The sequence below is a fragment of the Falsirhodobacter sp. 20TX0035 genome (assembly GCF_028307215.1).
Lineage (GTDB): Bacteria > Pseudomonadota > Alphaproteobacteria > Rhodobacterales > Rhodobacteraceae > Falsirhodobacter.
In genome coordinates this window covers 114507-131928 of record NZ_JAQMHV010000002.1, presented here as the reverse complement: position 1 = coordinate 131928, position 17422 = coordinate 114507, and the positions used below count along the sequence as shown (strand labels likewise).

Below are 17422 nucleotides of genomic sequence, written 5' to 3'. Positions count from 1 at the left end.
ACGACCAAATGCGCGGCACCTGGAAAGGGCCGCGCGCGATCTTCGAAGATAGGGCCGTCAGCCCTTGGCCGACACTTCGCGCAGCGTCTCGCCAAGCGCCGGACTGGCGGCGGGCACCACCTGCGGCGGCGTCTCGTCGATGATGCGGGCGCCGGGCTGGCGGGTCATGTAGCTCCACAGCCATTGAACGGTCACAAGGACACGCTTCTGCGCGTTCACCAGCAGATAGACATGGACCAGCGCCCACAGATACCACGCGATCCGCCCCTTCAGCTTGCGCTTGCCGAAGTCGAAGATGGCGGCGTTGCGCCCGACCACCGCCGTGTTGCCGCGGTTGCGGAAGGTGAAGGGCGGCAGCGGCGTCCCGTTCTCGATCTTGGCGCGCAAAGCGCGGCCCAGATGCTGCCCCTGCTGCTTGGCCACCTGCGCCAGCGCGGGCAGCGGTGTGCCATCCTCGTCCATGGCGGCGGCGGTGTCGCCAAGCGCGTAGACATCCGGCCGCCCTTCCACCGACAGGTCCGGTCGGACCAGCAGGCGATTGCCCTTGCCCGCCGGCACGTCCAGCCATTGCGCGGCTTCCGACCCGCGCACGCCCGCGCCCCAGACGATGCAGCCCGTGGGGATCACGCCTTCGGCGGTGGTGACGGATTCCGCGTCCATGTCCTTCACGGCGCAGTTCAGCTTCACCTCCACCCTGTGCCGCTCCAGATAGTCCTGCGCATAGCGGGCCAGATCCTCCGGGAAGGCCAGCAGCAGGCGGGGGGCGGCCTCCACCAGAACCACGCGCAGATCTTCGGGTCGGATGCGGCGGAAGTCGCGGGCGATCATCTCGCGCCCCAGCTCCACCATGGAGCCCGCCATCTCCACCCCCGTGGGGCCGCCGCCGATGACGACATGGGTCAGCAGGGCGCGGCGGCGGTCCGGGTCCTCCGTCGCCTCGGCCTGTTCATAGGACAGAAGCAGGCGCTGGCGGATCACCCGCGCCTCATTCACCGTTTTCAGGCCGGGGGCGTGGCTGCGCCAGTCATCGTTCCCGAAATAGTTGTAATCCGACCCGGTGGCGAGGATGAGATGATCGTAGGGCACATCCTCCCCCTCCTTCACCCGCACCACCTTGGCCACGGCGTCGACCCCCGTCACCTCGGCCAGCGCCACGCGGATGTTGCGGTGGCGGCCAAGGGCCTTGCGGATCGGCTCCGCGATGTCGGATGGCGACAGGGCCGCTGTCGCCACCTGATACAGCAGCGGCGTAAACAGGCTGTGGTTACGGCGGTCCAGCACCAGCACGTCCGCCTCGGCCCCACCCAAGGCGGAAGCGCAGGCGAGGCCGCCGAACCCCCCGCCCACGATGACGATGCGGGGTCTGCGGGACGGGGTCATGGCACTCTCCTTCAGGCTGCGATCCTCCCTTAGATAGAAGGGCACCGCCGAAGGGCCAGCGCGGATGTCAAACCGTGGCCGCGTGCCGCCGGATGCGAAGCTGCCGCCGCACCACGGCCGTCAGGAAGATCGCCGTCAGGATCAGCACGATCGTGGGGGCGGGGGCGCTGTCCAGCCAGAAGCTGGCATAGATCCCCGCCACCATCGACGCCATGCACACCGCCACCGCCACCGCCAGCATGCGCCCGAAGCTGCGGGTGACCAGGAACGCGATCGCCCCCGGCGCGATCAGCAGGCTGACGGCCAGGATCAGTCCCGTCGCCGTCAGCGTGGCCACGATGGTCAGCGACAGGATCGCCAGCAGCCCGTAATGCAAAAGCCCGACCGGCAGGCCCGACGCGCGCGCCTGCGCCGGATCGAAGGCGTGCAGCATCAGGTCCTTCCACTTCAGCAGAAGTGCCGCCACCACCACGGCCGAGATCACGCCCGCCGTCCACAGATCCTGCGCACCCACGCCCAGGATGTTGCCGAACAGGATGTGGTCCAGATGCACCTCGGCCGTGATGGATGTGTAGAGGACGATCCCCGCCGCGAACATGCCCGAAAACACGACGCCCATCACCGTGTCCTGCTTCACCCGGCTGTTGCCCGACAGAAAGCCCGTGGCCGTGGCCGTCAGCATCCCGGCGGCAAAGGCGCCCAGTATCAGCGGCAGGCCCAGGATGTAGGCCAGCACGATTCCCGGCAGGACCGCATGGCTGACCGCATCCCCCATCAGTGCCCAGCCCTTCAGCACCAGAAAGCACGACAAAAGCGCCGTGGGCACCGACACGATCATGGCGATCCAGAAGGCGTTCTGCATGAAGGGGAACTGGAAGGGCAGAAGAAGCGTGTCGGTCATGCCCCCTCCTCCAGCACTTGCGCGGCGCGACGGCGGGCGGCCAGCATCCCGTGCTTTGGCGCGAAGGTGAAGGCCAGAAGGAAGATGGCCGTCTGCAGGCACACGATGATCCCGCCCGTGGCCCCGTTCAGAAAGAAGCTGGCATAGGCGCCGACAAAGCTCGTGACCGTGCCGATGGCCACCGACACCATGATCAGCCGCGGGAAACGGTCGCAGAGCAGATAGGCCGTGGCCCCCGGCGTCACCACCATCGCGACCACAAGGAACGCCCCTACCGTCTGCATCGCCGCCACGACCGAGGCCGACAGAAGCACGAAGAACATCGCCTTCAGCCGCTCCGGATGCAGGCCCACCGACCGCGCGTGGTTTTCGTCGAAGAAGACGACCATCAGGTCCTTCCACTTCAAGAGCAGCACGGCCAGCGACACAAAGCCGATGATCGCCAGTTGCAGGATGTCGCCCGGCGCGATGGCCAGGATGTTGCCCATGGTGATCGTCTGGACGGAAATCGCCATCGGGTTCAGCGATACCATAAACAGTCCCAGCCCGAAGAACGAGGTGAAGATCAGCCCGATCACCACATCCACCTTCAGCCCCGACCGGTCCGACAGGAACAGCATCGCCGCCGCCGCCAGCCCTCCCGACAGAAAGGCCCCAAGCGCGAAGGGCAGGCCCAACATGTAGGCCCCCGCCACCCCCGGCACGACGGAATGGCTGAGGGCGTCGCCGATCAGCGACCAGCCCTTCAGCATCAGGTAGGCCGACAGAAAGGCGCAGACGCCGCCCACCAGCGCCGACACCCAGATCGCGTTGAACATGTAGCCATATTCAAAGGGCAGAAGCGCGGTCATTCCGCCTTCTCCCGAACCTGCGTGCGGCCGTCATACTGCACAAAGGGCCGTTCATCGTCCGTCAGGATGGAGATCTGCCGCGGATCGTCGTCGGAATGCAGCAGGCCGCCGCCCAAGGTGATGTGGCGCAAGACGCCCCCGAACGCGGCTTCAAGGTTGTCGCGGGTGAAGGTCGTCTCGGTCGGGCCATGGGCCAGCACCGTGCCCTTGACCAGCACCACGCGGTCGCAGAATTCCGGCACGGACCCGAGGTTGTGGGTGGAGACGAGCATCACCCGCCCTTCGGCCCGCAACTCGCCCAGAAGGGTGACGATCTGCTCCTCGGTCTGGACGTCGACGCCGGTGAAAGGTTCGTCCAGCAGGATCACCCGCCCGTCCTGCGCCAGCGCGCGCGCCAGGAACACGCGCTTCTTCTGCCCGCCCGACAGCTCTCCGATCTGGCGGTGGCGGAAGTCCTGCATGTTCACGCGCGCCAGCGCCGCGTCCACCGCCGCATGGTCCGCCTTCGACGGACGGCGCAAGAAGCCCATATGCCCGAAGCGGCCCATCATCACCACGTCCTGCACCAGAACGGGAAAGGACCAGTCCACCTCCTCGGCTTGCGGGACATAGGCGACGAGGTTCTTCTTCAGCGCCTCCTTCACCGGCAGGCCCAGAAGGCGGATGTCGCCCGCGGCCACGGGCACGAACCCCATGATCGCCTTGAACAGGGTGGACTTGCCGGCCCCGTTCACCCCCACCAGCGCCGTGACCGTGCCGCGCGGGATGGAGAAGCTGGCCCCGCGCAGGGCCGTGTGCCCGTTGCGGTAGGTGACGGTGACGTCGCGCGCGGCGATGCCGGTGTCGGACATGGAAGGCGGTCCTTTCGGGTTATTCGGCACCGGTCAGCCCCCGGACGACCGTTTCGGACGTGACCTTCAGCAGATCGAGGTAGGTCGGCACCGGGCCATCGGCCTTGGACAGGCTGTCAACATACAGCACGCCGCCGTATTCGGCCCCGGTTTCGCGGGCGATCTGCCGGGCGGGGGCGGTGTTGACCGTGCTTTCGCAGAAGACGGCCGGAATGTGATGCGCCTTCACCCCGTCGATCACAGCGCGCACCTGCTGGGGCGTGCCCATCTGGTCGGCGTTGATCGGCCACAGATACAGCTCCTGCAAGCCGAAGTCGCGGGCCAGATAGCTGAAGGCGCCTTCGCAGGTCACCAGCCAGCGCTTCTCCTCGGGGATGTCGGCGATGCGGGCACGCAGGGGCTCGATCGCGTCGCGCAGCTGCTGCTTGTAGATGTCGGCATTGGCCGCGTACAGCGCGGCGTTGTCCGGATCGTGGCCGGCCAGCGCCGCCTCGATGTTGTCGACATAGATCAGCGCGTTGGAAAGGCCCATCCACGCGTGGGGGTTGGGCTTTCCTTCATACGCGCCCGCCGCGATAGAGATTGGCTCCACCCCGTCCGACACGGTGACCGAAGGGACGTCGCGCAGGTTGGACAGGAACTGCTCGAACCACAGTTCCAGGTTCAACCCGTTCCACAGGATCAGGTCGGCGTCCTGCGCGCCCACGATGTCGCGCGGCGTGGGTTCATAGCCGTGGATCTCGGCTCCCGGCCGCGTGATGGACACGACCTCGGCCGCGTCGCCAGCCACGTGGCGCGCCATGTCGGCCAGAACGGTGAAGGTGGTGACGACCTTCATCTTCCCCTCCTGCGCCAGAGCGGTGCCTGGCAGCAGCAGAAGCGCCGCGGCAAGGGACAAGGGGGATCGGGGGAAGGTCATCCTGTTCTCCGGCAAGGGGACCTCGCCATGAGGTTGCAAATCATTCGCAATGTCAAACGATTTTGCCGGAGCGTTGGTTCCCGGCCGACAGTGCCGGCCGGGAACGTGTCCTACCCCCTGATCGTTGCGGGCGGGCCGCGGAAGGCGTCGATCTTCTCCACGGGCTCCAGCGTCACCGGCTGGCCGGTGCGGGCGGCCTCGTAGATCGCTTCCATCAGGATGTGGTCCTGCATCCCCTCCTGCCCCGGGGTGCGGGGGATGCGGTTCTCGCGCACGCAGTCGGCCATGTGGTCGATCTCGGCCGCGAACTGGTTGTTGTGCGGCAGCTCCAGGTTTGTGCCGCCCGTCGCGTCGCCCTCGCGCCGGTAGATCGTCATCTGCTGGCCGGTGTACTTATAGGCGTTGGGCATGTCGACCGTCGCCTCGGCGAAGTTCAGGCGCTGGTGCTTGTCGTCGCGCGCCCCATAGCTCGTGAAGCAGTTGGCGATGAAGTTCGACGGGAAGCGCAGGGTGAAGCTGACCGTCTCCTCCACCTCGGCATAGCGCGGATCGCCTTCGGGCGAATACTGCGTGGCCCAGACCTGCACCGGCTCCTCCCCCGTCAGGAAGCGGGCGGTGTTCAGGCAGTAAAGGCCGATGTCGGGCAGCGCGCCGCCCCCCGCCAGCGCCTTCTTGTGGCGCCACTGTTCCGTGCCGTTGTCGGCCACGGTCTGCACGTTGGTGGCGGTCATGCCCACCAGCCGCCCGAACTCGCCATCCCGCACGAACTCGGCCAGCTTCAGGTTGTAGGTCTCGTACTGGATCCGGTAGGCGATCATCAGCTTGACGTTCGCGGCCTCGCAGGCGTCGATCATCGCCTTGGCTTCTTCCGAACTGTTGGCCATCGGCTTTTCGCACAGCACGTGCTTGCCCGCCGCCGCCGCCCGCTCCGTGAACTCGCGGTGCATGCCGTTCGGCAGCACGATATAGACCGCCTGGATCTCCGGGTTGTCGCGGATGGTGTCGAAGTTTTCGTAATCGTAGCAATTCTCCTCGCGGATGCCGTATTGCTCGGCCACGGCCTTCAGCTTGTCGGGCGTGCCCGACACCAGCGCCACCAGCTTGGCGCGCTGGCATTCGCCAAAGGCGGGCAGCAGCTCCTCCAGGCTCAGCCGGCCCAGGGCCACGACGGCAAAGCCCACCCGCTCCTCAGGCGGCAAGGGCGCCGGTGGCGGGCCTGAGGGGGCGTCCGCCGGGGCGCGCCAGTTCTCGAACGCGACCTTGCCGTCGCTGACGGTGCCTGTGTCGACCGTCGTCGGGGCCGGATACTCCTGCGCCGAAGCCCGCGTGGCCAGAAGCGCCGTCGCACCAATGCCGCCCATCAGGACGCCGCGACGGCTCGGGGTGAAGGGGGTCGTCATGCATGCGTCTCCCATGGTTGCACGGATCTGCAACGCATGGGGCGCAGGTTGGTTCGGAAGAATGCTGTCTTCCGAACCCGATCGTCAGCGCGCGGCCAGAAACTCGCTTACATCCAGCAGGATGAACTCGTTCGCCGCGGCCTTGCCGACTTCCCTCCCGCCCGAGAAGGGGAGGTTGTTGTCGTTCGCGACCATGATGTGCGTCTCATCCACGCGGACCACATCCTCGATCGTCTGGAAGGGGAAGCTGAACAGCCCGTCCAGCGTGTAGGGCGTCCTCTCGGCCGTATCATCGATACGCAGCAGGTCGATATGGCCGATGCGGCGGATGAAGCCTTCTGCGTCGCGGTCCGCGGTGTCGACCAGCACGATGTTCTTCACGCGCGCGGGCATCGGATAGCAGTCGGAGGTTGCGCCCCCCGCCGCGCATTCGCCGGCGGCGTCGCCTTCGCCCGCGTCACGCTCGATCACCAGCGCGCGCGTGTTGTCGATGAAGTTGAAGTCGCCAATGGCCACGGCCCCCTCGCCCAGTCGGAAGCGGGCGCTGTCGCCGGTCCATTCGCCCGCTTTCGTGTCGAAGATCATCACGCGCAGGAAATCGCCTTCGGTCCCGGTCTCGGTCAGCAGCGGCTTTTCCAGCATCGCCCACAGCAGGCCTGTGTCGGGCTGCAGCGCCATGCCCTCATACCCGCCCGAACGCTGGACGCGGAAATCCTTGCCGGGCTGCGCGGGAACCACCGTGCCCGCCGTGTCGGGGCCGGTCAGCTTCGCGCCGTCCAGCATCGTGGCGAACACCTCCTGCACGCGGCCGTCAGGGGTGGCCTTGATGATCCAGGGGCCGAACTCGTCGCCGATCCAGATCGCGCCGTCGGCGTACTGGATGCTTTCGGGATCGAAATCGGCCCCCGTCAGATACCGGGCGTCCGTGCCTTCATAGGCGATGCGGAACGGCACCTTGTGGTCGGGGTCGCGCAGGAAGATCTGGGCGCGGCGTTCCACCGTGCCGGCATCGAAATCCGGGTTCAGCTTGTGAAAGAACAAGAGCGCGTCGGGGCTGTTCAGCTTGCTGCCGAACCCGTTGTCGGTCAGGGCGTAAAGGCTTCCATCCTCGGCCCGGTTCATGGCGAAGCCGGACATGCCCTGAAACGGCTGGCCCAAGAAGGGCAGCGACAGGCCGGTGGGATGGGCGCCATAGGCGCGCCCCGTGTCCGCCGGGGCTGACATGGGTGCGGCGTTCGGCACCGTTCCCGTGAACTTGCCCGCGATCCACGCGTCGCGCGGCGCGTCCGCGGGCGGCGCGACCAGCGTCAGGGCCGGCACCTCGGCAAAGCCCGCAAGGCGGGCGGGGAACACGTCCTCGGCCCAGACGGGCAGCGCGGTCGAGATCAGGAGGACGGACAGAACGGGTTTCAGCATGGCGGGCCCCTTTGCGGTTTCCAAAGGCCCTATCCCGTTCCGTTGACGGTTTCGTGACTGTCAGACGGGCACGGGCGTCACCAGCGGCTTGCCCGCCAGAAACGCGTCGATGTTGCGCATCATCAGGGCCGCGCTCAACCGCTGCACCTCCAGCGCAAGGCCGGCGACATGGGGCGACAGGACGACGTTGGGCAGTCGACGCAGGGCCTCGGGCACCTCCGGCTCCTCCTCCAGCACGTCCAGCGCCGCGCCTCCGATGCGGCCCGCCTCCAGCGCCGCGATCAGGACGTTCGTGTCGATGATCGACCCGCGGCCGACATTCACCACGATCCCGTTCGGGCCGAGGGCGTCCAGCACCGCGTCGTCCACCGCGTGGAACGTCGCGGGTCCGCCGGGGGCCGCGATCACCAGAACATCCACATGCTGCGCCAGCGTCCGCAGGTCGGCATGGAACGTCCAGCCGGGTAGGTTCTTCGCCGTCCGGCTGCAATAGGACACGGGCATGTCGAACGCGGCTGCCAGCCGTCCCAGCCGCTGGCCGATCCCGCCCATCCCGAAGATCCCGATCCGCCGCCCGGACATGAGCGAGCTGGTCCCCACATCCCCGCGCCACGTGCCCGCCCGCACGGCGGCGTCGAACCGGCACAAGCGCCGCGTCAGGGCCAGGATCATGCCGATCGCGTGTTCCGCCACGGCCCCCGCGTTCACCCCCGCCGCATGGGTCACGGCAATGCCGCGCGCGCGGGCGGCCGCCACGTCCACGGCCTCATACCCCGTGCCGACCGTGCAGATCAGGCCAAGGGCGGGAAGCATCGCCATCTCCGCCTCCGTCAGTCCCACGGTGCCGTTCGTCACGACCACGCGGACCGCCGCCCGAACCTCCGGCGCAAGGGCGGGCGGCCCGTCCCACGCGTCGTGGATGCGGTGATGCGGGGCCAGCGCCTCGTGATAGACGGGGCCTTCCACGCGGAAAAGGATGTCGCAGCTCATGTCGGGTCCTTGCTTGGCGGATCGTTCAGGCAGGCGTGCAGCTGCGCCGTGAACCGATCCATGAGGGAGGTGTGCGGCACGCCCTTGCGGGTGAACAGCACCGCCCGCACGGCGCAGGGTGGAAGGAACGGTCGTTCGACCAGACCGGGCCCCGCCAGCCGCGCGGACCACGGATCGACCACCGTCACCCCCAGCCCCGCGTTCACCAGCATGGTCGCGGTTTCGCAATACCGCACCTCCACCCGCGGGGCGTAGGGTTCGCCGTCCCGGTCGAAGGCGCTGCGCACCAGTCGGCCAAGGTTCGATTCCTGTTCCAGCCCGATCAGCGGCTGGCCCGCCAGATCGGCGGGCGCCACATGGGGCCGCGCGGCCAGCGGGCTGTCCGCGGGCACCAGCGCCACCATCTGCGCCTCTTGCAGCACCTGCGTATCCACAAGGTCGGACCGTTCCTGCGTCAGCGCGATGCCGATGTCCACCGTGCCGCTCTGCACCGCCTCCAGCACCGCGTCCAGCCGCCGCACGTCGTAGCTGACCGAGATGTCGGGCGAGGCGGCCAGCAACCGCTCCAGCGCGCGCGGCCCCACCGTGTGCCCCAGCGGCGGGGTGGAGATGATGCGCAGCCGCCCCGACAGGCCCAGCTTCATGTCCTGCGCCCGCACGGCGAAACCGCGGATCAGGCCGAAGATCGGGCGGATCTCCTCATACAGCGCGCGGGCCTCGGCGGTGGGGGTCAGGCGGCGGGCGGTCCGGTCGAACAGCACGAGGTCCAGCTGCGTTTCCAGCTGCCGCAACCCGGCCGAGATCGCGGGCTGGCTGATCTTCAGCGCCTCCGCCGCCTCCACCGTGGTGGCGCAGCGCATCATGGTCGCAAAGATCTCCAGCATCCTGAGGGAGATGTCGGCCGGATTGACGCCACCGCGCTCCGTCATCCCAGGGTCGCGCCCATGGCCATGACCGCCGCCGCCTGAACGGGATCGATCACCGGCACGCCCAGACGATCCTCCAGCAGCCGCCGGCGGGGGGCGAAGCCGGCGCACCCCAGCACGATCGCGCCCGCGCCCATGGCCATCAGCGTGCCGCCCGCCTCCAGCGTTTCGGCCAGCACCGCGTCGGAGGTTCCGGCGTCAAGCGCGGACACGCCGGACAGCCCCACCTCCCCCGCCAGACGGTCCAGCACGCCCATCTGCCGCATACGCGCCATGTGGCGGGGGATGGATTTCGGCGACAGGGCGATGATGCCGAAGCGGTCGGCGCGGGCCATCGCCGTCAGGATGCCGCATTCCTGAATGCCAAAGGCGCGGAGGCCCTCCGACCGCATCAGGTCCAGCCCCGGATCCGAAAAGCAGGCCGTTATCACGGCGTCGGCGGGCACCTGCCGCGCGATCTCCAGCACGCGTAACCCGGCGCGGGCCACATCCTCGTTCGTGGCGATGGTGGCGGGGCTTTCCGGCACCGTGAGGCACTGGAAATGCGGCCCGTAAGGCGCCAGCGCGGCCGCCAGCCCCTCCGTCACGCCCTGTGACGAGTTGGGGTTGATGACAAGAATGCTCATGGCGCGATCTCCGCCCCGAAGTTCTGCGCGGGGTCCAGTTCCTTGGAACGGTATCCGGGCTTGCCCGTCAGGTCCACGGTGGCGCGCGCGATGAAGCGGCCCTGCCCTTCGACCGCACGCAGTTCCCCATGCTCCACGATGACCTGCCCTCGGTTTAGCACCACCTCCGGCACGCCGGTCAGCGCCATCCCCTCGAACGGGGTGAAGTCCATGTTGTCGTGCTGGTCGGCCAGCGTGACGGTGCGCGTCGCCTCGGGGTTCCAGATCGCGATGTCGGCGTCCATGCCGGGGTAAAGCGAGCCCTTTTGCGTCATCCCGAAGGTTTTCGCCGCGTTGGTCGACGACAGCGCCACGAACTGCTGCAGCGTGATCCGCCCCTTCACGACCCCTTCGGAGAAGAGATACGGCAGCCGCGCCGCGATCCCCGGCATCCCGTTCGCGATCTTCGGATAAGGCGCATCCAGCCCCGCGGTGAACTTGCCCGTCTCATCAAAGCGGTAGGGGGCGTGATCCGACGACACGCTCTCGAACGTGCCCGCCTGGATGTGTTTCCAAAGCGCATCCTGCGTGGCGTGGTCACGCACGGGGGGGGAGCACATGAACTTCGCCCCCTCCCGCCCCGGACGGTCCAGATCGTGGCGCGTCAGGGCCAGGTATTGCGGGCAGGTTTCCGCGAACAGCTTCGCCCCGTCCAGCTTCGCCCGCTGCACCAGCGCGGCCCCGCCGGCGGTGGAGACGTGGACGATGAACAGCGGCGCATCGACCAGCTTCGCAAGGGAGATGGCACGGTTGACGGCCTCCTCCTCGGCCAGTTCGGGGCGGCTGATGGCATGGTATTTCGGCGCGGTCAGGCCCTTGGCGGCCAGACGGCGGTTCATCCACTTCACCATCTCGTTGTTCTCGGCATGGACCATGGTGATGGCGCCATGCTCCTTCGCCACGGTCAGGATGTCCAGCATCCCCCCGTCGCCAAGGTTCATCAGGTCGTAGGTCATGAAGACCTTGAAGGAGGTGATCCCCCGCTTGAACGCGCGCGGAAGCTCTTCCGTCAGCACATTTTCCGTCGGGTCGGAGATAATGAGGTGATACGAATAGTCGATCACCGACCGCTTCGCCCGCGCGTCGTAGGTGGCCAGCACGTCATCCACCGACTGCCCGCGATGCTGGCCTGCGAAAGGGATGAAGGAGGAGTTGCCCCCGAACGCCGCTGACACCGACCCGGAATAGTAGTCGTCCGCCGTCATCACCCCGGCCGAGCTTTCCTGCGCGATATGGGCGTGCGCCTCGATCCCGCCGGGCAGGACGAGGCGGTTCCCCGCGTCGATGCGGCGCTCGCCGCCCTCGATCCGTTCGGCGATGGCCGCGATGCGGCCGCCCCGGATGCCGATGTCGCCGCGGAACGTGTCCGTCGCGGTCACGACGGTGCCGGAGTGAATGACGGTGTCGAACATGCTCAGACCTCGATCTTCACGCCGGTCTGTTCGGTGATCCGGCCGTAATGCTCGATGCGGCGATGCGCGTCGAAGTTGAAGACGGTGGACTTGCCGAAGGCGCATTTGGCGAAATCGCACTCGGCCACGATCAGCTCATCCCCTTCGCCTTCCGCGCGGGCGATCACGAAGCCGTCCGGATCCACGATGATGGATCCCGCGAACATGTGGTTGCCGTCCTCCATCCCGCATTTCGCCACGGCGACGGCGTAGGTGGAGTTCTGGTAGGCCCCCGCGCAGACCGACAGCTCGTGGTGATACACGCGCCGCTCGATCCCCTCCTCCTTCGACAGGTTGTTCTGCGAGGGGGTGTTGTAGCCGATGGTCACCAGCTCCACCCCCTGCAGGCCCAGCGTGCGCCAGGTTTCCGGCCAGCGGCGGTCATTGCAGATCGCCATGCCCATGATCGCGCCTTGGTTGCGCACCACGTTGAAGCCGGTGTCGCCCGGCAGGAAATAGCGCTTTTCCAGGTGCTGGTGCGTGCGCTCGGCCTCGTACTCGGCATGGCCCGGCAGGTGGGTCTTGCGGTATTTCGACACGATCTCCCCTTCCGGGGACACGATGATGGAGGTGTTGTAGTGCAACCCTTCCGGCGTCAGTTCGCAATAGCCGAAGGTGAAGCCCATGCCGAAACGCTTCGCCATGTCGAACAGCGGCTGCACGGCGGCGTTGGGCATGGACGTTTCGAACCAGTGGTCGAACTCGGACCGGTCTTCGACGTGGAAGCGGGGGAAGAAGGTGGTCAGCGTCATCTCGGGATAGACGAGGAACTCGACGCCCTTCTGGTGCGCCTGCTCCATCAGCGCCATCATGCGGGCCACCACGGCCTGACGGCCTTCGTCCTTCTGGATGCCGCCGATCTGCGCGCCGCCAACGATCATTTTCATGGGAATGTCCTCAGATGGAAAGTTTGCGCTGGTAACGGCTGACAAGGCGCACCATCGGCCACAAAAGCACGAGGTAGATCGCCGCCGCCAGCACCAGCGGGGAAGAATTGTAGGTGACCGATCGGGCCATGTTGGCCTGATACAGAAGCTCCGCCAGCGACACGACGGAGGCGAGGGAGGTGAGCTTCACCACCTCCACCGTGTTCGACAGAAGGTCCGGCAGCACGTTGCGCACGGCCTGCGGGATGATGACGTGGCGCAGCGTCTGCGGCATCGACAGGCCCGTGGCCCGCGCCGCCTCCCACTGGCCCTTTGGCAGGGATTCCAGGCCCGCGCGATACACCTCGGCGTAATAGGCGGAGTTGTTCAGCAGGAAGGCGATGGCGACGGCGGCGAAGGCCGGCATCTCCAGCCCCGCGAAGGGCAGGCCGGAATAGATGAAGATCAGCAGGACCAGCGGCGGCAGGGCGCGCATAAGGTCGATCACCGCCATCGCGGGCCAGCGCAGCCAGCGGCGCGGCGAGGTGGCGGCCAGCGACAAAAACAGCCCGCCCACCAGCCCCAGCCCGATTACCACGGCGCACAGCTTCAGCGTCATCCACAGCCCGCCCATCAGCAAGGGCAGCGACTGGCGCATGATGTCGAGGTTGAAGAACATCTCGATCATGACATCACACCTTCCAGGTGAAGCGGCGTTCCAGCCAGCGGGCCAGAACCACGGCCGGCAGGAAGATCGCGAGATAGGCGATCGCCGCCAGCGTCAGCGGCGTGGCCGACCCCGACACCGCCTGCGCCGAGGAGGAAACGGCCAAAATCTCCTTCACCCCGATGACGGAGCCGAGCGCCGTCATCTTGGTGATGGCGAGCGAGCGATTCACGAGCGAGGGGATCCCCATCCGCACCGCCTGCGGCAGCGCGATCCGGACCAGAACCTGCGTGAACGACAATCCCGTGGCGCGGCCCGCCTCCCACTGCCCCTTCGGCAGGGCGGTCAGGCCGGCCCAGAAGATCTCCTCGGCAAAGGCGGCGAGGACCGCCGTCAGCACCAGGATCAGGACCAGCGGGCCGGACAGGGTGATGCCCAGCCCCGGCAGGCCGAAATAGATCAGCAGGATCAGCACCAGCGGCGGCAGCGCGCGCAGCATGTCGGCGAAGATCACGATGGGCAGCGTCAGCCACCACCGGCGCGCCGCCCGCAGGCAGGCCAGCAGCAGCCCAAGGGCGATCCCCGCCACGATCACCACGATCCCCAGCCAAAGCGTCGTCCAGACGGCGGCCAGAACCTCGGGCAGGTAGCGTGCAAAGACCTGCGGCGCAAAGAAGGTGTCGAGGAAGCGGTCCATCAGTGGCTCGACACGCGGGACAGAAAGGCGCGGGTGCGTTCGTGCTGCGGGTTGCCGAAGATCGCCTCGGGCGGGCCCTGTTCGACCACGACGCCGCCGTCCATGAACACGACGCGGTCCGCCGCCTCGCGGGCGAAGCCCATTTCGTGGCTGACGACCAGCATGGTCATGCCTTGGGCCTTCAGGTCCTTCATCACCTTCAGCACCGACCCCACCAGTTCGGGATCAAGGGCCGAGGTCGGCTCGTCGAACAGCATCACCTTGGGGTCCAGCGCCAGCGCGCGGGCGATCGCCACGCGCTGCTGCTGCCCGCCCGACAGTTCCGTGGGCATGGCGTCGGCCTTGTGGGCCAGCCCCACGCGGTCCAGCATGTCCATGGCCCGCGCCTTCGCCTCGGCCTTGCCGCGCTTCATCGCCAGCGTCTGCGCCAGCATGACGTTGCGCACCACGCTCATGTGCGGGTAAAGGTGGAAGCCCTGGAACACCATGCCCGTCTGAAGCCGCAGGGTGTTCAGGTTCTTCGACAGCGCGTTCATGATGTTCTTGCCGTCGATGAGGATCGACCCCGAGGTCGGCTCCTCCAGACGGTTGCAGCAGCGCAGCATCGTGGACTTGCCCGACCCGGAAGGGCCGATGACGAAGACCAGCTCCCCCCGGCCGACCTTCAGGTTGATGTTGCGCAGGACGGTGGTGTCGCCGAAACGCTTTTCCAGCGCGGCAACCTCAAGCATCGGTGTCATGAAACAAACTCCGGCCGGCTCAGGAAGGGCAGGCGATCTCGTGGGCGGTATCCTCGTATCCGGGCAGGCCGGGCACGCCGTAGCCCGCGACGGGCGTCAGGATGGTGGACCCTTCGGCCGGCGTCACGCCCAGCCACTTCTCGGACAGCTTGGCCAGCGATCCGTCGGTCTTCAGGCATTCCAGCACCGCGTCCACCTTGTTGCGGTTGGCCACGTCGTCCTTGCGGAAGGGCAGGCCCCAGACCTGGCCCGTGGCGATCTCCGCCCCCAGTTCCAGGCGCGAGTTCTTCTTCACGGCCCAGGCGGCCACGGTGGACCCGGTCAGCGAGGCGTCGGCCCGGCCGGTCAGCACCGCCTCCACCGCGTCGGTCGCGGTGCCGTAGGAGGTGACGGTCAGGTCGTATTCCGCCGCATGTTCGTTGGCGTAGGTGTCGTAGGCCGATCCCTTGTTCACAGCGATCGACTGGCCGCGGTAATCTTCGATCGTCTCGCCCGGGGGGGTGCCCGCCTTCTGGACGAAGGTGAAGTTCGTGTCCATGAAGCCTTCGGTGAAGATCATGTTCTCCGCCCGTTCGGGCGTGACGGTGACCGGGGCCACAAGGAAATCGTAGGTGCCCGCCTGCATGGCCGGGATCAGGCCGGAAAACTGCGCGGCGTCGATCTGCACCGTGGTGCCCAGCCGTTCGGCGATCAGCTTGGCCAGATCCACGTTGAACCCTTCCACCCCGCCCGACAAGCTGGGCATGGCGTGGGGCGCAAACGTCCCGTCCAGCGCGACGCGCAGGCCGTCCTGCGCCAGCGCGGGGGAGGTCAGGCCAGTCGCGCAACCAAGGGCAAGGATGAAGAAGGATCGGCGAATGACCATCGTGAGCTCCTGTCGGTTCAGGCAGACCCGCGTCTGCCTTTTCCTTCTGAAGCCGCCCGAACTTTCCATAAAGAAAAGTTTTGATAGAGGTAATGGAAAAAGGCTGGTTTATACAACCCGCCTTTTTTCTTTGCATCCTCGAACATCAATGGACGCTTTGGGGGCGCTTCCTAAACGCCCCCCGCCCCGACGTCAGTTCAGTTCGGCCAGATGGGCCGCGTCGAAGCCTTCCACCGGCTGCCCCAGCCGCACCTTGCGCGCCCACAGCGGATCCGAGATCAGGGCCCGGCCCACGGCGATCAGGTCGAACTCCTCACGCTCCATCCGCGCGATCAGATCATCAAGGGGGGAGTGGGCGGAGCTTTCGCCCCCGAAGGCCGTCATGAAGTCCGAGTTCAGGCCGACGGAGCCCACGCTGATCGTGGTCGCGCCCGTCAGCTTCTTGGCCCAGCCCGCGAAGTTCAGGACCGGGTCCAGATCGGCGAATTCCGGTTCCCAGAAGCGGCGCTGCGAACAGTGCAGCACATCCACCCCCGCCTCCACCAGCGGCAGAAGCCAGTCCGTCATCTCCTGAGGCGTGGAGGCGAGGCGCGCGGCGTAGTCCTGCTGCTTCCACTGGCTGACCCGCAGGATCACGGGGAAATCGGGGCCGACGGCCGCCCGGACCGCGCGCACCGCCTCGGCCGCGAAGCGTGAGCGTTCGCGGATGGTGGCGCCGCCGAAGGCGTCCTCGCGCAGGTTGGTGCCGCCCCAGAAGAACTGGTCGATCAGATAGCCATGCGCGCCGTGCAGTTCGACCACGTCGAAGCCCGTGGCCTTGGCGTCCGCCGCGGCCTTGGCGAAGGCGGCCACCGCGTCGGCGATGTCCTCCTCGGTCATGGCGACGCCGCGCGGATCACCGGGGCCTACGAGGGCCGAGGGGCTTTCCACCGGCGCGTCCGGCGCCCACTCCCCCGCGCGGGTGGACCCGGTGTGCCACACCTGCGGGCCGATCTTGCCGCCCGCCTCGTGCACGGCCTGCACCACCCCGGCCCAGCCCGACAGGGCGGCATCGCCATGGAAGAAGGGGATGCCCGGCAGGTTGCGCGACGCGGGGCGGTCGATCACGGTGCCTTCGGTCAGGATCAGGCCCACCTCGCCTTCGGCGCGCTTGCGGTAATAGGCGGCCTGCCCTGCGCCCGGGATGCCTTCGGGGGCCATGCCCCGGGTCATCGGGGCCATCACGATGCGGTTGGGCAGGGTCAGCCCCTTGAAGGTGAAGGGCTGGAACAAGGCGTTGGGCGACATGGATCATCCTTACGTGACAGGTCGGCCTTAGGTATAGGTTGAACACCTGGTGTCAATTGGATACCTTCACCTCACCAGGTTACCCGGAGGATACCATGGACGGCACCCGCTTTTCGGTCGATTGCCCCAGCCGCCTGCTGTTCGAACAGATCGCCGACAAGTGGTCGATGATGATCCTCACCGTGCTGAGCGAGCAGCCCACCCGCTTCAACGAGCTGAAGCGGCGGCTGGAAGGGGTGTCGCAGAAATCCCTCAGCCAGACGCTGCGGCGGCTGGAACGCAACGGCCTAATCACGCGGCAGGTGCTGCACACCACGCCCATTTCCGTGGAATACGCGCTCAGCCCGATGGGGGTCACCCTGCTGATGCCGTTCCGCGCCCTGTATCGTTGGACGTGCGAGAACATGGCCGAGGTGGAGGCCGCGCGCCACGCCTATGACGAACGCACGGCCGCCTGAAAGGCTGCGAATGTCGCCGGCGCGAGACCGCCGCATCGGTTGCGCGACCACCCTCCCCCCGCTACGGTCCGATCACGGAAAAGGGAGGAACA

The 17422-nt window shown here is 67.3% G+C and carries 18 protein-coding genes; 1 reads left to right on the top strand and 17 read right to left on the bottom strand.

The genetic code is table 11. The annotated features are described in order from the left end of the window. Positions 1-57: 57 nt before the first annotated feature. The 17 genes from PIJ50_RS04650 to PIJ50_RS04570 all read right to left on the bottom strand — a co-directional run bounded on the left by PIJ50_RS04650 (position 58) and on the right by PIJ50_RS04570 (position 16872). Positions 58-1380 carry an NAD(P)/FAD-dependent oxidoreductase gene (locus PIJ50_RS04650; protein WP_271973159.1) on the bottom strand — a complete coding sequence of 441 codons (1323 nt, stop codon included), beginning with the start codon at positions 1378-1380 and terminating at the stop codon, positions 58-60. Between the two features lie 67 nt (positions 1381-1447). Then, positions 1448-2281 carry a metal ABC transporter permease gene (locus PIJ50_RS04645; RefSeq protein ID WP_271973157.1) on the bottom strand — a complete coding sequence of 278 codons (834 nt, stop codon included), beginning with the start codon at positions 2279-2281 and terminating at the stop codon, positions 1448-1450. Further along, entirely contained in the window at positions 2278-3132 is an 855-nt protein-coding gene (locus PIJ50_RS04640; RefSeq protein WP_271973156.1) for a metal ABC transporter permease, read from the bottom strand. The genes PIJ50_RS04645 and PIJ50_RS04640 overlap by 4 nt, the downstream gene beginning before the upstream one ends. Then, a complete protein-coding gene (locus PIJ50_RS04635) occupies positions 3129-3983 on the bottom strand; it encodes a manganese/iron ABC transporter ATP-binding protein (protein ID WP_271973154.1) in 855 nt (284 codons plus the stop codon). The genes PIJ50_RS04640 and PIJ50_RS04635 overlap by 4 nt, the downstream gene beginning before the upstream one ends. A 19-nt stretch (positions 3984-4002) precedes the next feature. Next, a complete protein-coding gene (locus PIJ50_RS04630) occupies positions 4003-4902 on the bottom strand; it encodes a metal ABC transporter substrate-binding protein (RefSeq protein ID WP_271973152.1) in 900 nt (299 codons plus the stop codon). A gap of 110 nt (positions 4903-5012) precedes the next feature. After that, on the bottom strand, positions 5013-6302 hold the full coding sequence (locus tag PIJ50_RS04625) for a Gfo/Idh/MocA family protein (protein WP_271973150.1): 1290 nt from the start codon (positions 6300-6302) through the stop codon (positions 5013-5015). Positions 6303-6386: 84 nt separating this feature from the next. Further along, positions 6387-7718, bottom strand: a complete 1332-nt coding sequence (locus PIJ50_RS04620) for an esterase-like activity of phytase family protein (RefSeq protein WP_271973148.1) — start codon at positions 7716-7718, stop codon at positions 6387-6389. Between the two features lie 60 nt (positions 7719-7778). After that, on the bottom strand, positions 7779-8708 hold the full coding sequence (locus PIJ50_RS04615) for an NAD(P)-dependent oxidoreductase (RefSeq protein WP_271973147.1): 930 nt from the start codon (positions 8706-8708) through the stop codon (positions 7779-7781). Then, positions 8705-9637, bottom strand: coding sequence for a LysR family transcriptional regulator (locus PIJ50_RS04610; RefSeq protein ID WP_271973145.1), 933 nt, complete (start codon positions 9635-9637; stop codon positions 8705-8707). Before PIJ50_RS04610 ends, PIJ50_RS04615 begins: the two co-directional genes overlap by 4 nt. Continuing rightward, the gene (locus PIJ50_RS04605) at positions 9634-10260 is read right to left on the bottom strand and encodes an aspartate/glutamate racemase family protein (RefSeq protein ID WP_271973143.1); all 627 of its coding nucleotides are present in this window, start codon (positions 10258-10260) and stop codon (positions 9634-9636) included. Before PIJ50_RS04605 ends, PIJ50_RS04610 begins: the two co-directional genes overlap by 4 nt. Further along, positions 10257-11711 carry a dihydropyrimidinase gene (gene hydA, locus PIJ50_RS04600; protein WP_271973141.1) on the bottom strand — a complete coding sequence of 485 codons (1455 nt, stop codon included), beginning with the start codon at positions 11709-11711 and terminating at the stop codon, positions 10257-10259. Before hydA ends, PIJ50_RS04605 begins: the two co-directional genes overlap by 4 nt. A 2-nt stretch (positions 11712-11713) precedes the next feature. After that, on the bottom strand, positions 11714-12637 hold the full coding sequence (locus PIJ50_RS04595) for an N-carbamoyl-D-amino-acid hydrolase (RefSeq protein ID WP_271973139.1): 924 nt from the start codon (positions 12635-12637) through the stop codon (positions 11714-11716). A gap of 10 nt (positions 12638-12647) precedes the next feature. Then, positions 12648-13304, bottom strand: a complete 657-nt coding sequence (locus PIJ50_RS04590) for an amino acid ABC transporter permease (RefSeq protein WP_271973137.1) — start codon at positions 13302-13304, stop codon at positions 12648-12650. A gap of 4 nt (positions 13305-13308) precedes the next feature. Next, complete coding sequence (locus PIJ50_RS04585; RefSeq protein WP_271973135.1) at positions 13309-13980, bottom strand: amino acid ABC transporter permease; 672 nt, start codon at positions 13978-13980, stop codon at positions 13309-13311. Further along, the gene (locus PIJ50_RS04580) at positions 13980-14711 is read right to left on the bottom strand and encodes an amino acid ABC transporter ATP-binding protein (RefSeq protein WP_334212716.1); all 732 of its coding nucleotides are present in this window, start codon (positions 14709-14711) and stop codon (positions 13980-13982) included. The genes PIJ50_RS04585 and PIJ50_RS04580 overlap by 1 nt, the downstream gene beginning before the upstream one ends. A gap of 28 nt (positions 14712-14739) precedes the next feature. Beyond that, positions 14740-15585 (bottom strand): transporter substrate-binding domain-containing protein, encoded by an 846-nt coding sequence (locus tag PIJ50_RS04575; protein ID WP_271973133.1) that lies wholly within the window; start codon positions 15583-15585, stop codon positions 14740-14742. A 192-nt stretch (positions 15586-15777) separates the two neighbouring features. Beyond that, complete coding sequence (locus PIJ50_RS04570; protein WP_271973132.1) at positions 15778-16872, bottom strand: oxidoreductase; 1095 nt, start codon at positions 16870-16872, stop codon at positions 15778-15780. A gap of 95 nt (positions 16873-16967) precedes the next feature. On the opposite strand from PIJ50_RS04570, the gene PIJ50_RS04565 reads away from it, so the two are divergent. After that, positions 16968-17330, top strand: a complete 363-nt coding sequence (locus PIJ50_RS04565) for a winged helix-turn-helix transcriptional regulator (protein WP_271973130.1) — start codon at positions 16968-16970, stop codon at positions 17328-17330. Positions 17331-17422 lie beyond the last annotated feature (92 nt).